The following is a 17,763-nucleotide window of genomic DNA, read 5'->3' as shown; positions in this document are numbered from 1 at the left end:
AACGCTCGGAGGTCTTTTTTTTGTTCCATAACGCCAGATTCGGGAAATTGTCACTTCGTTTCAAGCTGTTCATCGCGATTTACTTGTTATCGTACATCATTTCTGTTATTGAACATTGCTGCGCAAGGGGCTTCTCCGATACATTGATGGAGCGATGGAACGTCAGGCCACCCAAGTACGGCCAGGATAAATTTTTTCTTAAGGAAGTGATGACGGAATGGCAGCTCATGCGCAAGACAATAAGGCTGTAGATACAAGTCCGCTGTGGAAACATGTTAGAAAGGAATGGAAGCTGTATTCGTTCCTGATTCTTCCTGTAATTTATTTCATCATCTTCAAGTATACGCCGATGCTCGGGAACATCATCGCTTTCCGGAAGTATAGAGGCGGAACGAATTTTTTCGGATCGGAATGGGTCGGCTTTACTTATTTCGAGATGTTTATGAAGGACCCGACGTTCTGGAGAGCCTTCTTCAACGATCTGACCTTAAGCGTAAGCTATCTCGTGGTCAAATTTCCAATCACCTTGCTGTTTGCGCTGCTGCTGAACGAATTGCGGCGAGTCAAGTGGAAGAAGTTTGTGCAAACGGTTTCTTACCTTCCCCATTTTATTTCTATGGTCATTGTGGCGGGGATGATCAAGGAGATCGTTTCCATGACGGGACCGATTAACAGTATATTGACCTGGATGGGACTCGGTAAAATATCGTTTATTTCCTTGCCGGAATGGTTTCCGACGATATACGTCACTTCAGGCATCTGGCAAAGCCTCGGCTGGGGAACGATTCTGTATTTGGCGGCGATGACCGCCATCGATCCGGCACTTTATGAAGCGGCGAAAATCGATGGAGCGAATCGGTTCCGGCTCGCAATGCATATCACGATTCCCGGCATTCTGCCGACGGTCATGGTGCTCCTGATCTTAGATATCGGCAGCATCTTGGGCTCGAATTTCGAGAAAATCCTGCTTTTGTACAATCCTCTGACTTATGAAAGTGCGGATGTCATCTCCACCTACGTCTACCGGATGGGTATCACCGGCAGCAACTTTAGTTATGCGACGGCGGTAGGCTTGTTCGAAGGTATCATCGGACTGATTCTGGTGACGATCGCGAATGAAGTTTCGAAGCGAACAACGAAATCCAGCTTATGGTAGAAAGGAGCCAAACGAAGTGAATCGAACCTCTTCCTTTAATGCATTCACTGTTATAAACGGTTTATTCATGCTTCTAGTTGTCTTATTCACCTTATACCCGTTTGTCTATCTCGTGGCGCAGTCTTTCAGCTCGGAAGCCGCTATCTATGCCGGCAAGGTGACGTTCTTTCCGGTCGAATTTACAACCAAAACCTACGAGGTCATTCTGAGCAAGCCTGACTTCTTCCGTTATTACTTGAATACGATTGTTTATTCCGTGGTAGGCACACTCATCGCAGTGACCGCGACGGCCGTCATGTCCTATCCGCTTTCAAAAGAGAGACTGCGCCTCAATAAATTTTTTATCCCGTTCGTGCTGTTTACGATGTATTTCGGCGGCGGTCTCATTCCGAACTACATCCTGATCGCGAAGACACTCGGCATGCGGGATACGATCTGGGCTATCGTCATTCCGGGGGCGATCAGCGCCTTCAATGTCATTCTAATGAAGACGTTCTTCGCCGGCATTCCGAACGAATTGGAAGAAGCGGGACGCGTCGACGGTCTGGACGTGTTCGGAATTTTCACAAGAATTATCATTCCTCTATCAAAGCCGATTCTGGTCACGATTATGCTGTTCGTCATCGTCGGCATGTGGAATAACTGGTTTGGACCTTCGCTCTTTTTGCAGTCGAAGGAGAAGTGGCCGGTCGCCTTGTATTTGAAGCAAATTATCGACAACGCGGTCAGTCCGACCGAGATCGGGGCTACGTCCGACCAGGCCAGCCAAATCGCGGCAAGCGTCAAATCGACGGCGATGGTACTCACCTCGCTGCCTATTATCTGCATCTATCCTTTCGTGCAGAAGTATTTTGTGCAAGGGATGATGATCGGGGCAGTCAAGGGGTAATCGATGTAATCGATATAACCGGAAGGGCTGCAGTCGTTTCCGTTATATAAAAAAATCGCAGGAACCAAATAAAGGGAGGCAGCGGTATGAAGAAATTCAGTAAAGCGGCATTCATGATGATGCTGGCATTGATGCTTGTGTTTGTGACAGCGTGTTCATCTAATAACGAAGGCGCGTCGGGCAACGAAACGCCCGCATCGGGCAATGCAGGCGCAGGCGGTGCGGATGCAGCGGAGGATTACGCTTTCGGGGAGGAGCAGACCTTCCACTCCAATGAACCGGTAAACTATTCTATGATGTACAGCGACCATGAGAATTATCCTACGAAAGAGGACTGGAGACTATGGAGCGCCATTAAAGAAAAGACGAATGTAAGCTTCGACCTGTCCATCACGGCAAGAACGGAATATGAGAATCAGAAATCTCTGATGGTGAACAGCGGCGATGCGCCTTACATCATTCCAAAAACATACGATGAGTCCGCCTTCGTGGCATCCGGTCAGATCGTGCCGGTCAGCGATTGGGTGCAGTATATGCCGAACTACATGAAAGCCGTGAAAGATTGGGGAATGGAAGAGGATCTGAAGGCCAAGATGAAGAATGACGGAAAATATTACGTCCTTCCAGGCATGTGGGAGATCGCCGGCGGCGGTTATTCCTATATCATCCGCAAAGATGTGTTCGAAGCGGCGGGCGTGGACGTCGAGGGTGAGCAAGGGAACTGGACGTACGAGGAATTCTCTGCAGCGATGAAGAAGGTGAAAGAGCATACGGGTGCGGAATACGTGTTCTCCGATCAATTCAAAGGTGATTCGGCGCTCAACATTACCGCTGTTCAATATGGCGTTACCGGCGGTTGGGGACTGTCGAACGGACTGGTCTTCGACCATGAGAAGAAGCAGTTCACTTTTGCCAATACATCGGATGATTTCAAGAACTACCTTGGTTATTTCAACAAGCTGATTACCGATGGCATTATGGATCCTGAATCCTTCACGCAAGAAGACGATGCGGCACAAGCCAAGTTCTTCAAAGGCGATACCTACGTGATAAGCGGAATCTATCAGGTACTGGCGGATTTCAAGAGCAAAATGCAGGATCCGAAAGCCGAATTATATATGATTACACAACCCGGCGGACCAAAAGGAAAGCTTCAGGTCGAGACTTCCCGATTGGAGAACGGGGTCATGATCAGCAAGAACGCGCTTGACGATTTAGGCGAGGAAGGCTTTATCAAGATGCTTCGTTTCGTCGACTGGCTCTGGTATTCCAATGAAGGTCAAACACTCAGCTTGTGGGGCGTAGAAGGCGAAACCTATGATCTGGATGCAGGCGGAAATATCGTGCTCAAGCCGGACATCTATTACAACGGGATGAACGAAGGCGCAGCGAAGCAGCTGAACGTCGATTACGGCTTCGCCGGAGGGGTGTTCGCCTACGGGGGTTCTACAAAGCTCAGAATGTCCAAAATGACCGAAGGTGAGAAGGACTTCGTGAATCGCGTCCAGTCGACACGGGAGCCGCGGAAGCTGGCGCCGCCGATTATGGGTTCACCGGAGGAAAGTGAACAGATGAATCTCATCTCGACACCGCTTATGGATTACGTGAAAACGATGACGTTAAAATTTGTTACCGGTCAAGAAAGCTTCGATAAGTGGGACAACTATAAGGCTCAGGTTGAAGCAAACGGCAGCACGCGGTATACGGACATGGCAAATGATATTTTCGAGAAGACCAAGAGCTTGCTGGGTTATTAATGGTCAAGCGTAAACGGCTGTCGCCGTCCTCAGTGGCAAAAGCTATCGTTTCGCGGAGATATATAAGCACATTTATAAGTGAAAACTTATAAATTCTTATATATTAAAAAAGGGGCTAGGTGTGCGGTCTTCCGATGGAGGCTGCACCTAGCCCTCTTTTCTAGAAATATAAGAGTGGTTAAGTTTAGAATGGAGGTATTGTCAGGTGACGGAGATGAGCGAAACAATCGAACACGAAGCGTGGCTTCGTTATAATGTCATTGAGGATAAAGGGCTGCGGGAGGAGTACCGGGTTCGCTGCTCGGCGATTGCAATCACGGAGCGAACCAAGGTATTGCGCACCGCAGAAAGAGAGCTGGCGGAAGCTGTACAGGCTATGACCGGATACTCGCCTGATCTCGTTACGATTCGGGATCACCTTGTTCCAAGCGTGTTCATCGGTGTCTTAGGCAGCGGGGATGCAAGGATCGACCGCGAAATAGGGGCTGAAGCCTCAATGATCGGCGACGAAGGGTACGTGATCCGGTCACTGAACGGCCCGGAGGGAGAGGCGAACCAAATCGCAATCGTCGGGAAGTCGGACCGCGGCGCGTTGTACGGAACCTTTCACTTGATTCGGTTGATGCAGATGAGAGAACCGCTCGACGGGCTGTATATTGTCGAGACGCCTGCCAACGGGTTGAGAATGATCAATCAGTGGGACAACATGGACGGATCGATTGAACGGGGTTATGCGGGGAAGTCGATCTTTTACAGGAGCGGCGGTTTCGTGGAAGACCTTACCCGCATCCGGGACTACGCCCGGCTGCTGTCCTCCGTCGGAATCAATGCGATCTCGATCAATAATGTGAACGTTCACCGGGAAGAGACGAAATTGATTACAGCGGAGTATGAAGAGACGTTAACGAAAGTCGCGGACGTATTCGGAGAATACGCCATTCAATTATTCCTAAGCATTAACTTCGCGAGTCCGATCGCGGTTGGCGGTCTGCCTACGGCGGATCCCTTGGATCAGGCGGTTAGAGATTGGTGGGCCGAAAAGGCGTCCGCCCTTTACCTTGCGATTCCCGACTTTGGCGGTTTTCTGGTGAAGGCCGACTCCGAATTTCGTCCCGGCCCCTTTACTTACGGACGGAATCATGCGGACGGAGCGAACATGCTGGCCGAAGCGCTGGCGCCGCACGGCGGGCTGGTAATCTGGCGCTGCTTCGTATACAACTGTCTTCAGGATTGGCGCGATCGTTCGACGGATCGGGCTAAGGCAGCCTATGACCACTTTACGCCGCTTGATGGACGCTTCGCCGATAACGTCATTCTGCAGATCAAGAACGGGCCGATGGACTTTCAAGTTCGCGAGCCGGTATCGCCGTTGTTCGGAGGGCTCCGCGAAACGAATCAAATCCTGGAGCTGCAAATCACCCAGGAATATACGGGGCAGCAGAAGCATGTCTGCTATCTGGTGCCGCAGTGGAAAGAAATTCTCGACACCGATACGCATGCCGCCGGCGAGGGATCGACCATTGCCAAGATCGCGCAAGGCGCCATGTGGGACCGTCCGTACGGCGGAATTGCGGCCGTGTCGAACATCGGGGACGACGCTTGCTGGACCGGGCATCCGCTGGCTCAAGCAAACCTATACGGATATGGACGGTTGACATGGAGTCCTTCGTTATCCGCCGAACGGATCACGTCGGAATGGATTCGGCTAAGTCTCGGCCGCGATAGGGCGGTCGAAGAAGTCGTCACGAACATCTTAATGAAGTCTTGGGGCATATATGAGAGCTACACCGCTCCGCTCGGCGTCGGTTGGATGGTGAATCCGAATCATCATTACGGCCCGAACGTAGACGGTTACGAGTATTCGAAGTGGGGGACGTATCATTTCGCGGATCACCAAGGCATTGGGGTCGATCGAACGATGGAAACAGGCACCGGATACGCTGCGCAATACCATTCGCCTCGTTGCGAGATCTATAATGCATTAGAAAGCTGTCCCGATGAGCTGCTGCTGTTTTTCCATCATGTCCCGTACACTCATGTCTTGCACAGCGGCAAGCCGGTAATCCAGCATATTTACGACACGCATTTCGAAGGCGCGGAAGCGGCGGCGGCCTTGCTGGACGATTGGCTGACCCTCAAAGGTAAGGTGAACGAGAAGGATTTCGAGCTTGTCGCCTCCCGGTTAACAGAGCAGCGCGAACACGCTAAAGAATGGCGAGACATGATCAATACGTATTTCTATCGGAAGTCAGGCATTGCGGACTCGCAAGGCCGCCTAATCTATTGATGCAGCACGGACAAGAAATGCGGGGCATCGCGATCATGCGAAGCACCGCATTTCAATCTTGGAATAGTAGGGTGCAGGCGTAGACGAATAATACGCTCTATCCCAATACCTGCGAAAGCGAGCTGTTCGACCATGAATACGAAATTACTTTTCAACGATGGATGGGAATTTTCCAAAAGCGGTCTGGACGTTACGGACCATGCCGGGCTGCACTTCGAACCGGTGGATCTCCCTCATGATTGGTTGATCTATAATACATTGGCACTTTACGAGAACGGTATCGGCTGGTATCGCAAGAAATTTATCTGGACACAGCGCGATCGCGAGCTCCTGCTCTGCTTCGACGGCGTGTACATGGATTCTTCCCTATACATAAACGGTCAGCTTGCAGGCGAATGGAAATACGGATACTCTTCCTTCGAACACGAGATTACGGACGCGGTCACCTGCGGAGAAAATGAAATCATCGTGAAAGTCGTGCACCAGAGTCCAAACAGCCGATGGTATTCGGGAGCAGGGATATACCGGAACGTATGGTTGAAGGAACGGGACAAAAACCACATTCTCACGGATGGTCTGTATGTCGCAACCAAGCAGCAAGAAGGCGGCTGGTTAGTGGAAATCGACGCGGACTTACAAATCGAAGAAGACGTTCTTCTTTCGCACACTATCAGCTACCAGGGCCAGACGGTCGCTGCCGCTTCGGAGCGGGTAACAGCAAGCCGCGGCTCGATCACAAAAAACCGCCAAACGTTAACCGTAGATCATCCCAAGTTATGGAGCACGGACGAGCCGACTTTGTACCGGATCGTCACGCGAATGCATCGAGCAGCGGCCGAATCGGCCGAGGAACAGTGCAGCGAAGAACTAGAGAAGATCACCTTGCCTCTAGGCTTCAGGAGCATCGTTCTCGACCCGGAGCAGGGACTTCAGGTGAATGGGAAGAAGCTGAAATTGAACGGCGTCTGCGAGCATCATGACTTGGGTGCTCTAGGAGCGGCGTTTAACATCTATGCGCTGCGGAGAAGATTCGAGATCCTGAAAGAAATGGGCGTCAACGCCATCCGCACGGCACATAATATGCCGGCTCCGGAGCTCATGGATTTGGCGGACGAAATGGGATTGTTCGTCGTCACGGAGGCGTTCGACATGTGGGAACGATCGAAGACAACTTACGATTACGCAAGATTTTTCAAAGATTGGGCGTATCTTGACGTGAAAAGCTGGGTGCTGCGAGACCGGAATCATCCGAGCCTGCTGATGTGGAGCATCGGGAACGAGATTTACGATACGCATGCAGACGAACGAGGCCAGGAAGTCACCAGAATGCTCATGGAATATGTATTGGAATTCGATCCGAAGCAGAATGCCCTTGTTACGATCGGGTCGAACTATATGCCGTGGGAGAATGCGCAGAAATGTGCCGATATCGTAAAGGTTGCCGGCTACAATTACGCGGAGAAATATTACCGTAAGCATCATGAAGAGCATCCGGATTGGATCATCTACGGCAGCGAGACCGCTTCGGTCGTCCAGAGCAGAGGGATTTATCATTTCCCGTTCGAGAAATCGATTCTTGCCGACGATGACGAGCAATGCTCCGCCCTAGGGAACAGTTCGACAAGCTGGGGAGCCAAATCGGCGGAAGCCTGTATCTTGGCGGAGCGGGATACGCCGTTTTCTCTTGGTCAGTTCCTGTGGACCGGATTCGACTATATCGGGGAGCCGACGCCGTATCATACCAAGAATTCCTATTTCGGTCAGATCGATACGGCTACGTTCAAGAAAGATTCCTATTACATCTATCAAGCTGCATGGACCGATTATAGAACGAATCCAATGGTGCATGTCTTCCCGTACTGGGATTTCAATGACGGGCAAATCATCGATGTTCGTGTATGCTCGAACGCGCCTAAGATCGAGCTGCAGTTCAATGGGACTACGATTGGAACGTACGATATCGATCACGAACATGGATCGCAGCTTGTTGGTTGGTGGAAGGTTCCTTATACGGAAGGGGAAATCAAAGCCATCGCCTATGACGAAACGGGCAAAGTCATAGCGACCGATGTTCGAAGATCCTTCGGGGATGCGAGCAGAATACATCTCCAAGCGGATAAAGAGGTGCTCGCGGCAGACGGTTCTGATTTGATTTTCGTGGAAATCGGTATGTTGGACGTTGAGGGTCATCCGGTAGACAACGCGAACAATCGCGTGCATGTCGAGGTGACGGGGGCAGGCCGATTGCTTGGGCTTGATAACGGCGACAGCACGGATTTTGATCCGTATAAGGGAAAAAGCAGAAGATTGTTCAGCGGTAAGTTGATGGTGATCATCGGCGCGACGCTGGAGCCGGGAAAAATCCGAATCGAAGTATCCTCCGAGGGTATGCGAACCGAGGCGGCGGAATTCGAGTCGCATCCCGTGAAAAACGGAATTCAGCAAGGGATTTCAGCGAACGCTAGAAATCATGAGCTGCACTGCGTGACAGGGGGCTGCGATGAAATTCCGCTTCGTAAGATCGAAATCGTCAGCGACTCGGGACAAGACTTAGATGAATCTACCAAGGAGATAACCGTTCGAGCCAAATTATGGCCGGAAAATGCCACCTATCGAGACGTCGAGTGGCGCGCCGTAACGGATGAAGGTATCGACTCGAATATTGCCAGGGTTGAAGCGAACGGACTTGAGGCGAAGATCTCCGCCATCGGCGACGGTGCTTTCCGTCTGCGTTGTACGACTAAGAACGGCACGGACAAGACGAAGTTTATCTCCCAGTTGGAGTTTAAGGCAACAGGTCTAGGAACAGCCTACAAGGATCCCTATGGGTTCATCTCGGCGGGACTTTACGATTACAGTAAAGGCGATGCCGGGAACGGCAACGAAAGAGGTGTAGCGACGAGCAGAGACGGCGAGACGCACGTAGGCTTCCGCGATATCGACTTCGGTCCGTATGGCTCCGACACCATCACGCTTCCAATCTTCGCGTTATCCAGTGAAGAATATACGATGCAAATTTGGGAAGGGATGCCCGGCGAAGAGGCTAGCTCCTTAGTTGCCGACGTGATTTATCAGAAGCCGTCCAAGTGGAACGTATATCAAGAAGAAACGTATCGCCTGACCAAGAGACTTCGCGGAATTACGTCGATCTGCTTCGTGCTTCGTCAGAAGGTGCACATCAAAGGATTTTCCTTTGAACGTCAGAACCGGGCTTTCGAACGAAATTCGGCAGCGTCCTGCGACCGGATTTATGGGGATACGTTTACCTTCGCAGATGATCGTGTGGAGGGCATCGGGAATAACGTCTCGCTTGAATTTTCGCAGATGGAGTTTACCGGCGAAGGTGCTTCGAAGCTAGTCGTAAATGGGAGATCGCCAATCGACAAGAATACGATTCATATCCGGTTTGCCGGCGATAATGGTGAAACCAATCAACTCGTGGAATTTGAGAAATCCGCTGGCTACGAAGAACGGGTGTTTGAATTGGAACAGGTGACAGGGTTGCAAAAAGTGACATTCATCTTCCTGCCGGGGAGCAACTTCGACTTTGGCTGGTTCCGCTTTATGCGGGGGGTTTGATACAATAGGGGAAGGAGAAGGGGGAAGCGGGGAGTAATCCTTGACCCTCGGCTCGTTCCCTATTTTTTATGTGAATCGAAATAACCTTACAGAAATGATGTTGATGATGAAAATTGAATTTGAAAACCAAACGATTGAATTTAATGTCCTCTATGGGACTAGAAAAAAGCTTTCCATTCATATCGACTCTACGGGTCACATCACCGTTAAAGCGCCTAATGATACGAACGATGAAGCGGTAATGAGCGCTGTGGAGCGTCACGGGAAAAGGATTTTGGACAAATTACAAGCGATTGCTGCTGCCCGCCAAGTACCTAAGACAAGGGAATATCAGGACGAAGGAAAATTCCTTCACCTCGGAAAATATTATTTTCTCCATGAGTTAATCGACACGAAAGAGGTCAATGAGGATGAACTGAAAAATAATCTGAAGAAGTTTTATTTCTTAAGCTGCAAGAAGATCGTCGCGGAGCGGGTCAAAATCTATCAAGCACAGCTGAAGGTGAGGCCGAAAACGATTGAGGTCGTAGAGTCTAGAACGAAGTGGGGGAGCTGCAGCTCGGATAAGCATTTAACCTTTAATTATCGTTTAGCGATGGCTCCAATTGAAGTGATCGACTACGTGGTCATCCACGAGCTTTGTCATCTGCACCATATGAACCATGATCGTTCCTTTTGGAGGCGCGTTGGCAGTATTATGCCGGATTATAAAGAAAAGGAAGCATTTCTGGCGAGGTATGGACAGGCGATGACGCTGTAGCAGCATAAATGACGAAAAGCTTGGACGATCGGGCAGGAAACTGGTATACTTGCCGGGATTGCTCCCGTAAAAGCGATTTCAATTGTCTGATTTAGAGGGGAGCTCGTCTAATATTAGTTGCAGTCAGGAGTGTTATATCAATTGAGAAAATATAATTTTATGCGTCCGATATTGCTGATCGTAACGGCGCTGCTAGTTAAGAGCCTGATTACGAATCTTTGCATGGTGTTCGGGATGGAACAGGGACCGGCAGAAAATATCGGTTTTATTTGTATGCTTATCACGGCAATCGTTGTCTATTCTAGAATCGCCCGGAAACGCCGTAAATAACAAGAGTCTCGAAAGGAGCTGCCATGGAAGGAAACAAAATCACGTATGAGTCGATTGACGAATATATTTCGAATTTTCCTCCAGAGATCCAGGAAATACTGGAGAAGGTAAGAAAAGTGATAAAAGAGGCGGCACCTGAAGCAACCGAGAAGATTGGTTATCAAATGCCGACGTTTGTGCTGCACGGTAATTTGGTGCATTTTGCAGCTTACAAAAAACATATCGGTTTTTATCCGGCTCCTAGCGGGATTATTGCATTCCAAGAAGAATTGTCCAGATATAAGGGGGCAAAAGGGTCCATCCAATTTCCTTTGGATAAACCGATGCCCTATGCGTTAATACGGGAAATCGTTAAATTTAGAGTTGCTGAGAATATAGAGAAGGCAGCAGGGAAGTTAAAAAAGAAATGAAGCGTCGACGCTGCTTACTCCACAAACCCAGCGAGTTATTCTCTACATTAGTGAATAACTCGCTATGAGTTTAATGGAGAGCTCCCGTTATTTTAAAGTGGAAGCAAGACCCACCTTTGAGCATCAAATGAATTTTGCTCCCAAATTTGCACGTTTGCCCCGTTTGCCGTGCCTCCGTTCGCCACATCCAGCGCTTTGCCGCTTGCCGGATTTATTAGCTTGTAGGTGCCGTTGGATTGAAGAGAGATATTCCACTTTTGAGCGCTCAAGCCATTATCCGTCCAAATTTGAACGTTAGTACCATTTGCTGTTCCCCCGCCCGCGACATCGAGTGCCTTCCCGCTATTCGGATTAACCAGCTTGTACGTTCCGTCTGTGTTCATTGTAACTTTCCACATTTGCGGTGCTAGATTGTTATCCGCCCAAAGCTGTACGTTCGTACCGTCCGCAGTGCCGCCATTCGCCACATCAAGCGATTTCCAGCTGGCGACGTTGACTAGCTTGTACGTCGCTCCAGATAGAATAGGTGCCGAGATTTTTTTACCCCATATGGCCGTCCCGGATTGATTTAATCCAGTATAAACGTAGGTAGGGCGGCTAGTCTCCCAATCCCACGCCTCGATCATTTGGACGGTATCGATCCAGTAATCGCCCGGCGCTTGTCCAGGTGCATACCAGTAGAGCTTGAGCGTGCCCGGAGCGGTGAAGGTCCAGTAGTTGGAGCTGGATTCGGTTCCTATTTTGCCGCTGGCCAGAAGGGTGACATTACTGGATCCAATCTTCCCATTATTTGAGCGGTCAAGTATGATCGATTCCCAGGTACCTGCTACGACATTGGAGGAGAGGGTACGCTGCTCTTCGCCGGTAAACCGCTCTGGAGATACGAGAGGCCAGCCATCAGCAGACCATAGCATTTTACGCACATGCAGGTATGTCCAGTCCTTATTAGCCCCGCCGCGTGCGTGATGGATCATGTACCAGCTGCTTCCATCCTGCAGGATCGTGTTATGACCGGGGCCGTACCACCCATCAGAGCCTGCGAAGCCGTACCCGCCTAAGATCTTAGTACCAACCTCGGTTTGCGGAGATAAGCTCGTATTTGTCATTGCATTACCGTTGTAGTCCAGGTATGGTCCCGTAATGCTGGAGGAACGTCCAACCCGGACATTATAAGTCATATTTGACGTATTGCAGCAGGAATCGTAAGAGACAAACAAGTAGTATTTGTTCTGGGACGCATTATAAACGATATTTGGCGCTTCGACAGCACGATCGACTGAGGTGCTGCGTGCCGCGATCAACGTTCCTTGTCCGGACGCCGCAAACTTTCCGGTTGTTGCATTCAGCTTTGTGACAAAAATACCGCCGAAAAACGATCCGTACGACATCCATGGTTGTCCAGTGGAATCGATGACAACGTTAGGATCGATTGCGTTAGCGGTGAAGGCGTCGCCTTCCTTTGTTTTGAAGACTTCGCCTTGATCGGCCCATGGACCGGTAATGGAACTGCTTGTCGCGACACCGATGTACGAGGTGCGAGTGCCGAAAGCGGAAACGCAATAGTACAAATAATAAGTGCTGCCGAGCTTAACGATTTCCGGCGCCCAGATGACATTGACCCCGCCAGTCCAGGTTTTGGCCGCTGTAGGGACTCCATTCAGTGCATAACCGACCCATGTCCAGTTGATCAAATCGGTTGATTTTCGAATCTGTATGCCGGGGGTAGCAGCGCCGCCGACCTTATAGTCCGTCGAGAATAGATAATACGTGCTGCCGTCCTTGTAGATTTCGGGGTCATGCACATTCGTTATATTCCATGCCGACTCGTTATTAATATTCGCTGTATCGTACATCGGGTAGTTCGGGGGCTGGTTGATGGCAGCAGATGCTATACCGCTAAAAAATAAAGCGCTTACAAGTAATGAAACAAAAACAAGTTTGAGGGAAAAGAAGGAGGCTGATTTTTTCTTTAACATCGTAAACATCCCTTTCTGATTTTAAATGGGGTTACAGGGTGGACGGCTAGTTAAAGGATAAGTGACTCTTTAAAGCAGAATGTAAGCGATACCATCCTTTCAGTAGTTTAATATATTTATTACTCGATTCGTAAATTCATTATGCTTTAATTGCTGTATTACGTCAATTGATAATATTTGAGCCGCCTGTATTTCTCGAGTACAATGAGTGAGTAAAAGGGCCACCGAAATAAGAAGGGGTGTTGGTATGGAAAGTCAGTACGATGAGTTGGCTGCTTACTTCTTGCAGGTGCCGATCGATGTTTTTGGTGTGTATCAAACCTTGCTTCGTGCAGGTGTCTACCAGGGACATAAATACCAGCCTACGACCAAGTGCGCGCTGCTTATCGCGTTGAAAGGCGAGGCTGTCTTTGATTACGACGGTACAAGCTACCCCCTGTATCCTGGAAAGGCTTTGCTTGGCGGATATAATCGGCATTTTGAAATTGTCGTTCATACAGCCGAATTCGAATATTTTCTTGTGCATTATTTACCTGCAAACGCGGAGCAGGAACAGCTTGCTCGAATGGAAAAGGTCAGTGAGCTCCATGTTGAGATGGATGCGGCGCTGCTGCAGTTGATGGAACAGCTCAGGCGGCTGTCCACGGTTCTTGGCAATATCGAGCTGCTGGAGAAAAAGACGTTATTTTACCGTTTGCTCAATAAGGCACTTCTGTTCGAACGCTATCAGCAAAACAGCGAGAGCCAGCCAATGATAGAGCAGACGATTGAATATATTCGGCAGCACTATATGGAACCGATCACGCTGGAGAGCTTAGCAGAGCAGCACCGGATGAAGGCGAAATATTTTTCACATTTGTTTCGGAAATATACGGGCATCGGCCCCATTAATTATTTGATTCAATTCCGAATGAACCTTGCATATGAGCTGCTGATGAGCGCTGAATTTTCGGTGCGCGAGATTGCCAGAAGCGTAGGCTACTCCGACGCCTATTATTTCAGCAGATTATTCAAAAAGCATTACGGGATGTCGCCGACTGCCGTGAAACACCTCGAAAGTAGAAATAATCCATCCTAAGATCGGGAAATAATCTATTTGCGTAGCATAATTGCAGTGGTATGATTAACCTCGATAATGATAATCGTTATCATCATATGAGAAGTTATTGAGGGGAAGAGTGAAATGAAGTTACGTAAAATGCCCATGGTAGCAGCTTGCCTGCTATTGTTTATCGTTATGCTTGTCAGCGCATGCTCAAATGCTGCAGGTACGAATAACGCGAGTAACGCGACAGAAAAGCCGGCAAATGCTAGCGGCAGCAATGCCAATGCTGACACGGCTGACAGCAAAGGTTTTCCAAGATCCGTTACAAGCGCTAACGGCGAAGAAATTACGATTACCGAGAAGCCGCAAAAGATTGCATTGGTACATTGGGGACTTACCCAAGACTTGTTAGGCTTCGACTTGCCGTCCATTGCGGTAACGCTGCCGTTCACGGCTAAGCAGTCGTTTCTAGACACTGAGCTGTACAAGCCATATGTCGAAAAGTTTGATGAAGTGACTGTCGTTGGCGAGAACACGGCTGTTAATTTAGAGGCGCTGCTGGAATACGAGCCTGATCTTATTTTGGCGGGCAGCGTGACCAACAAAGACATAACCGAGCAATTATCGCAGATCGCTCCAACGATTTTGATCGATGAAGAGAAAACGAATGTCTGGACCGATTGGCAGTCCGTCATTACGAAGTTCGGAGAGATCCTCGGCCAAGAGGAGCTTGCGGAACAGACAATTGACGAATTTTCCGCAGAGGTTGAACAAGTGAACCAGCAATTAAGCGGCGTGGAAGGCACAGTTGCCTATCTTCAGGTTAGGGATAAAACGATTTGGTTGCAGGGTACAAACTACGCAGGCGATTATTATGAGCCGATCGGGCTGAAGGCGCCTGAAGAGGCAATTGGCGATGGTATCGAGCTCACGCTCGAAGGGCTGAGCGCTATTGATCCAGACCATTTGTTCCTCGGTTATTTTAATTACACGGATAAATCGCTCCCGGCTCTCTCAGACGAATGGGAAAAAAGCGAGGTTTGGAACAAGCTGAAGGCTGTTAAGCAGGATCAGGTGTATGCCATTAATGGAGAGCTGTCCTATGGATACGGACCGATCAGCAGAATTAATGGCTTGAAAGCCATTGCAGACGCGCTGAAATAAGCAATCTTCTTAAAGCGAGCATTGGGCATCGGGCCTCGCACGACACAATGAGATGATGAATAAGTTTGCAAAACGAAGAGGGACATTGCTCCCTCTTTTTTTGCGTGCACAGATGTTTAAGATGCATCCCTCGCTATGAAGAGATTCATCAAGAAGGAAGGACGTATTCTTAGTCTTCACCCTGGAGATGCTTTTCTATACGAATTTCCACAAATGGCAGACATCTTATGGGTGTGGGATAAAGAGCAAATTTTATTTCACCTATTGAATTATTTTGGTGATAAACTAGGAGGAAGACAAGCAGTATATAAGACCTATACATATTAAGGAGCTAAGCAAATGGAAAAAGCACATAAGAATTGTCAAAGCTGCGGTATGCCTTTAGCCAGGGATGAACAAGGGGGCGGAACGGAAAGAAACGGTGACCGGAGCAAAACCTACTGCAGCCACTGTTATCAGAATGGTGAGTTTACGCAGCCTAATCTAACCGTGGAACAAATGAAGGATACAGTGAAACAAAAATTGGTCGAATTCGGTTTTCCGAAGTTCTTAACGGGCCTCTTTACTAGAAACATCCCTAAGCTTGAACGATGGTCCAAATAAAGGGATGAACGAATAATCAGTACACTGGAGGAAGCAGAAGGCGCAAGCGCAGCCTGCTTCTTTTTCTTTGGAGACTGTACTCCCTATTGGGTGAAAATAGATAAAAAACGGGTATAATTAAAGGAGCCATATTTCGATTTGGATTTGGAGGTTATTTATCATGTCAGCAATTACTCGAACGGACTCTATCGGGATCATACAATCGGATATCAAAGTGTTTCAAGCGAAGCCAGAGGATACAGAAGCCGTATTGCAGCTGCTCGTTCAAACAGCGGAATGGTTACGGAGCAAAGGCTCGAAGCAGTGGAGCGGCTTGCTGGAAGGAGAGGACTCCCATCAGACGCCGGAGGCAATTAAGCGCGGAGAAGTGTACCTATTCATGCAGGGCAGCATGTTAGCGGGAATGGTGATGCTGATGCAGCAGGAGAGTGCATGGGACCGCGGGCTCTGGGGGGATGAGGGGCATGAATCCTCGGTCTATTTGCACCGTCTGAATATCAACCGTGAAGCTGCGGGCAAAGGTTTAGGTGAGGCGATTGTACGCTGGTCCGATTCCGGTATTCATTTTCCGGGGAAAGACCGCATTCGGCTGGATTGTATTGCAAGCAACGCCAAGCTGAACCAATTTTACCTGAACTGCGGTTATGAATTTAAAGGCTCTGCGTCCAACGAGATAAGTACATTCAATAAATACGAGAAGCTTTGCACGCTTACGTAAAACGAAAGTCTCCAATACTTACATTTGCCTGGGCTGCTTAAAACTTCGTCGAAGAGGGTACATTCATAAAAAGGATCCAAGGAGGTAGTAACCATGAAGAAAAAAATGCTGTTTACTGCAATCGGGATGGGAGTTACCTATCTGATGAAAAACAAAGATGCGCGTGAAAAGCTCAAGCATACGATACAATCTTTTACGAAAAAGAATCGATAATAGAAAGACTGCCGGATCCTGGATCCGGTAGTCTTTTTGCATGATAAGCCAGCTTTACGTTAATTTCAACGCATCAAGCATTCTCATGACCGCAACGGCAGCCGTCCGCTTGCACGATCACCGTCCATTTGCTGTGGAAGGGGGATATTCCCATTTCAGAGGGGCTAATATTTGATCATACCCCGGTAATCGGGCATATCCTTAGAGTTTAGCTAGTTGATATCTCACATTTATGGTAAGATAGCTAAGGACAATAAACCATACACAATCAATGAGAGAAGTGGGGGGCGAAATAAAACCCTGCTTCTTTTATTTTGAAGAAGATATACGCTATAGACAGCAAATAAGGGAGAACATAAATGCCTACAATTGTAGCAAAACCATTTGATCAAGACATGCAAGCCCTCTTAGGCGAAATCGCGACGGCTTATCATGCGCCGGAGCTCAGCAAGAGAGAAAAGACGGAAATACCGGAGCAAATCCACATTATTGAGGCAGAAGATGCAATGGTGGGGTACGGGGTCGTATGGGAATACGAAAACGGGAAACAACTGATAAAGAAGGCGGAAAAAGATTACTTTAGCGATGATGAGAAATATTTGGAAAAGGACTTCTATATCGATATCAAAAACAAGAAGGACTTCATCTTTATAGAAGCGCTCGATGTGCTCAAAGAGTTCGAAAGCAAAGGTTATGCCGCTTCCTTTATTAACTGGCTCAAAGCGAAATACCCGAATAAAAGAATGTATGTCTATTCCTTAGAGAAATCTAGAAATTTCTGGTTTAAGCAGGACTTTGAGGTTTTGGGCAGCACCGTTTGGATGACTTATAATTAACCGTATGAATAAGCAGCTTGATTAATCATTTATGCTTTTT

At 48.6% G+C, this 17,763-nt stretch carries 15 protein-coding genes; 14 read left to right on the top strand and 1 reads right to left on the bottom strand.

The annotated features are described in order from the left end of the window. The first annotated feature begins 20 nt into the window (after positions 1-20). From AC1DLI_RS08065 to AC1DLI_RS08025, 9 genes are all read left to right on the top strand, one after another. Positions 21-251, top strand: a complete 231-nt coding sequence (locus tag AC1DLI_RS08065; RefSeq protein WP_477601313.1) for a hypothetical protein — start codon at positions 21-23, stop codon at positions 249-251. Further along, the gene (locus tag AC1DLI_RS08060; protein ID WP_477601311.1) at positions 218-1,156 is read left to right on the top strand and encodes an ABC transporter permease; all 939 of its coding nucleotides are present in this window, start codon (positions 218-220) and stop codon (positions 1,154-1,156) included. Before AC1DLI_RS08065 ends, AC1DLI_RS08060 begins: the two co-directional genes overlap by 34 nt. A gap of 16 nt (positions 1,157-1,172) precedes the next feature. Next, positions 1,173-2,045: a carbohydrate ABC transporter permease gene (locus AC1DLI_RS08055; protein ID WP_477601309.1), complete on the top strand. Its 873-nt coding sequence runs from the start codon at positions 1,173-1,175 to the stop codon at positions 2,043-2,045. Positions 2,046-2,131: 86 nt separating this feature from the next. After that, positions 2,132-3,802, top strand: coding sequence for an ABC transporter substrate-binding protein (locus AC1DLI_RS08050; protein ID WP_477601307.1), 1,671 nt, complete (start codon positions 2,132-2,134; stop codon positions 3,800-3,802). 214 nt (positions 3,803-4,016) lie between these two features. Next, a complete protein-coding gene (locus AC1DLI_RS08045; RefSeq protein WP_477602329.1) occupies positions 4,017-6,089 on the top strand; it encodes an alpha-glucuronidase family glycosyl hydrolase in 2,073 nt (690 codons plus the stop codon). Positions 6,090-6,221: 132 nt separating this feature from the next. Continuing rightward, positions 6,222-9,668 carry a glycoside hydrolase family 2 TIM barrel-domain containing protein gene (locus tag AC1DLI_RS08040; protein WP_477601305.1) on the top strand — a complete coding sequence of 1,149 codons (3,447 nt, stop codon included), beginning with the start codon at positions 6,222-6,224 and terminating at the stop codon, positions 9,666-9,668. 106 nt (positions 9,669-9,774) lie between these two features. Further along, positions 9,775-10,428: a M48 family metallopeptidase gene (locus tag AC1DLI_RS08035; RefSeq protein ID WP_477602327.1), complete on the top strand. Its 654-nt coding sequence runs from the start codon at positions 9,775-9,777 to the stop codon at positions 10,426-10,428. 141 nt (positions 10,429-10,569) lie between these two features. Further along, positions 10,570-10,758 carry a hypothetical protein gene (locus AC1DLI_RS08030; protein ID WP_477601303.1) on the top strand — a complete coding sequence of 63 codons (189 nt, stop codon included), beginning with the start codon at positions 10,570-10,572 and terminating at the stop codon, positions 10,756-10,758. Positions 10,759-10,781: 23 nt separating this feature from the next. After that, positions 10,782-11,168 carry an iron chaperone gene (locus tag AC1DLI_RS08025; RefSeq protein WP_477601301.1) on the top strand — a complete coding sequence of 129 codons (387 nt, stop codon included), beginning with the start codon at positions 10,782-10,784 and terminating at the stop codon, positions 11,166-11,168. A 92-nt stretch (positions 11,169-11,260) separates the two neighbouring features. On the opposite strand, the gene AC1DLI_RS08020 is transcribed toward AC1DLI_RS08025, so the two are convergent. After that, positions 11,261-13,144 carry a family 43 glycosylhydrolase gene (locus tag AC1DLI_RS08020; protein WP_477601299.1) on the bottom strand — a complete coding sequence of 628 codons (1,884 nt, stop codon included), beginning with the start codon at positions 13,142-13,144 and terminating at the stop codon, positions 11,261-11,263. 247 nt (positions 13,145-13,391) lie between these two features. Here AC1DLI_RS08020 and AC1DLI_RS08015 point away from each other — a divergent pair, with 247 nt between their 5' ends. From AC1DLI_RS08015 to AC1DLI_RS07995, 5 genes are all read left to right on the top strand, one after another. Continuing rightward, positions 13,392-14,222, top strand: coding sequence for a helix-turn-helix domain-containing protein (locus tag AC1DLI_RS08015; protein ID WP_477601297.1), 831 nt, complete (start codon positions 13,392-13,394; stop codon positions 14,220-14,222). A gap of 105 nt (positions 14,223-14,327) precedes the next feature. After that, positions 14,328-15,353, top strand: coding sequence for an ABC transporter substrate-binding protein (locus AC1DLI_RS08010; protein WP_477601295.1), 1,026 nt, complete (start codon positions 14,328-14,330; stop codon positions 15,351-15,353). A gap of 339 nt (positions 15,354-15,692) precedes the next feature. Then, on the top strand, positions 15,693-15,956 hold the full coding sequence (locus tag AC1DLI_RS08005; protein ID WP_477601293.1) for a zinc ribbon domain-containing protein: 264 nt from the start codon (positions 15,693-15,695) through the stop codon (positions 15,954-15,956). A 160-nt stretch (positions 15,957-16,116) separates the two neighbouring features. Continuing rightward, positions 16,117-16,674 (top strand): GNAT family N-acetyltransferase, encoded by a 558-nt coding sequence (locus AC1DLI_RS08000; protein ID WP_477601291.1) that lies wholly within the window; start codon positions 16,117-16,119, stop codon positions 16,672-16,674. A 572-nt stretch (positions 16,675-17,246) separates the two neighbouring features. Continuing rightward, a complete protein-coding gene (locus tag AC1DLI_RS07995; RefSeq protein ID WP_477601289.1) occupies positions 17,247-17,723 on the top strand; it encodes a GNAT family protein in 477 nt (158 codons plus the stop codon). The last annotated feature ends 40 nt before the right edge of the window (positions 17,724-17,763 follow it).

This window comes from Paenibacillus sp. 01T443 (assembly GCF_056398325.1).
This window is presented reverse-complemented; position numbering and strand designations above follow the sequence as displayed.

Coding starts and splice junctions, on each gene's coding strand:
- AC1DLI_RS08060 (WP_477601311.1), top strand. CDS start 218: ATGGCAGCTCATGCGCAAGACAATAAGGCTGTAGATACAAGTCCGCTG.
- AC1DLI_RS08050 (WP_477601307.1), top strand. CDS start 2,132: ATGAAGAAATTCAGTAAAGCGGCATTCATGATGATGCTGGCATTGATG.
- AC1DLI_RS08045 (WP_477602329.1), top strand. CDS start 4,017: ATGAGCGAAACAATCGAACACGAAGCGTGGCTTCGTTATAATGTCATT.
- AC1DLI_RS08040 (WP_477601305.1), top strand. CDS start 6,222: ATGAATACGAAATTACTTTTCAACGATGGATGGGAATTTTCCAAAAGC.
- AC1DLI_RS08035 (WP_477602327.1), top strand. CDS start 9,775: ATGAAAATTGAATTTGAAAACCAAACGATTGAATTTAATGTCCTCTAT.
- AC1DLI_RS08025 (WP_477601301.1), top strand. CDS start 10,782: ATGGAAGGAAACAAAATCACGTATGAGTCGATTGACGAATATATTTCG.
- AC1DLI_RS08020 (WP_477601299.1), bottom strand. CDS start 13,144: ATGTTAAAGAAAAAATCAGCCTCCTTCTTTTCCCTCAAACTTGTTTTT.
- AC1DLI_RS08015 (WP_477601297.1), top strand. CDS start 13,392: ATGGAAAGTCAGTACGATGAGTTGGCTGCTTACTTCTTGCAGGTGCCG.
- AC1DLI_RS08010 (WP_477601295.1), top strand. CDS start 14,328: ATGAAGTTACGTAAAATGCCCATGGTAGCAGCTTGCCTGCTATTGTTT.
- AC1DLI_RS08005 (WP_477601293.1), top strand. CDS start 15,693: ATGGAAAAAGCACATAAGAATTGTCAAAGCTGCGGTATGCCTTTAGCC.
- AC1DLI_RS08000 (WP_477601291.1), top strand. CDS start 16,117: ATGTCAGCAATTACTCGAACGGACTCTATCGGGATCATACAATCGGAT.
- AC1DLI_RS07995 (WP_477601289.1), top strand. CDS start 17,247: ATGCCTACAATTGTAGCAAAACCATTTGATCAAGACATGCAAGCCCTC.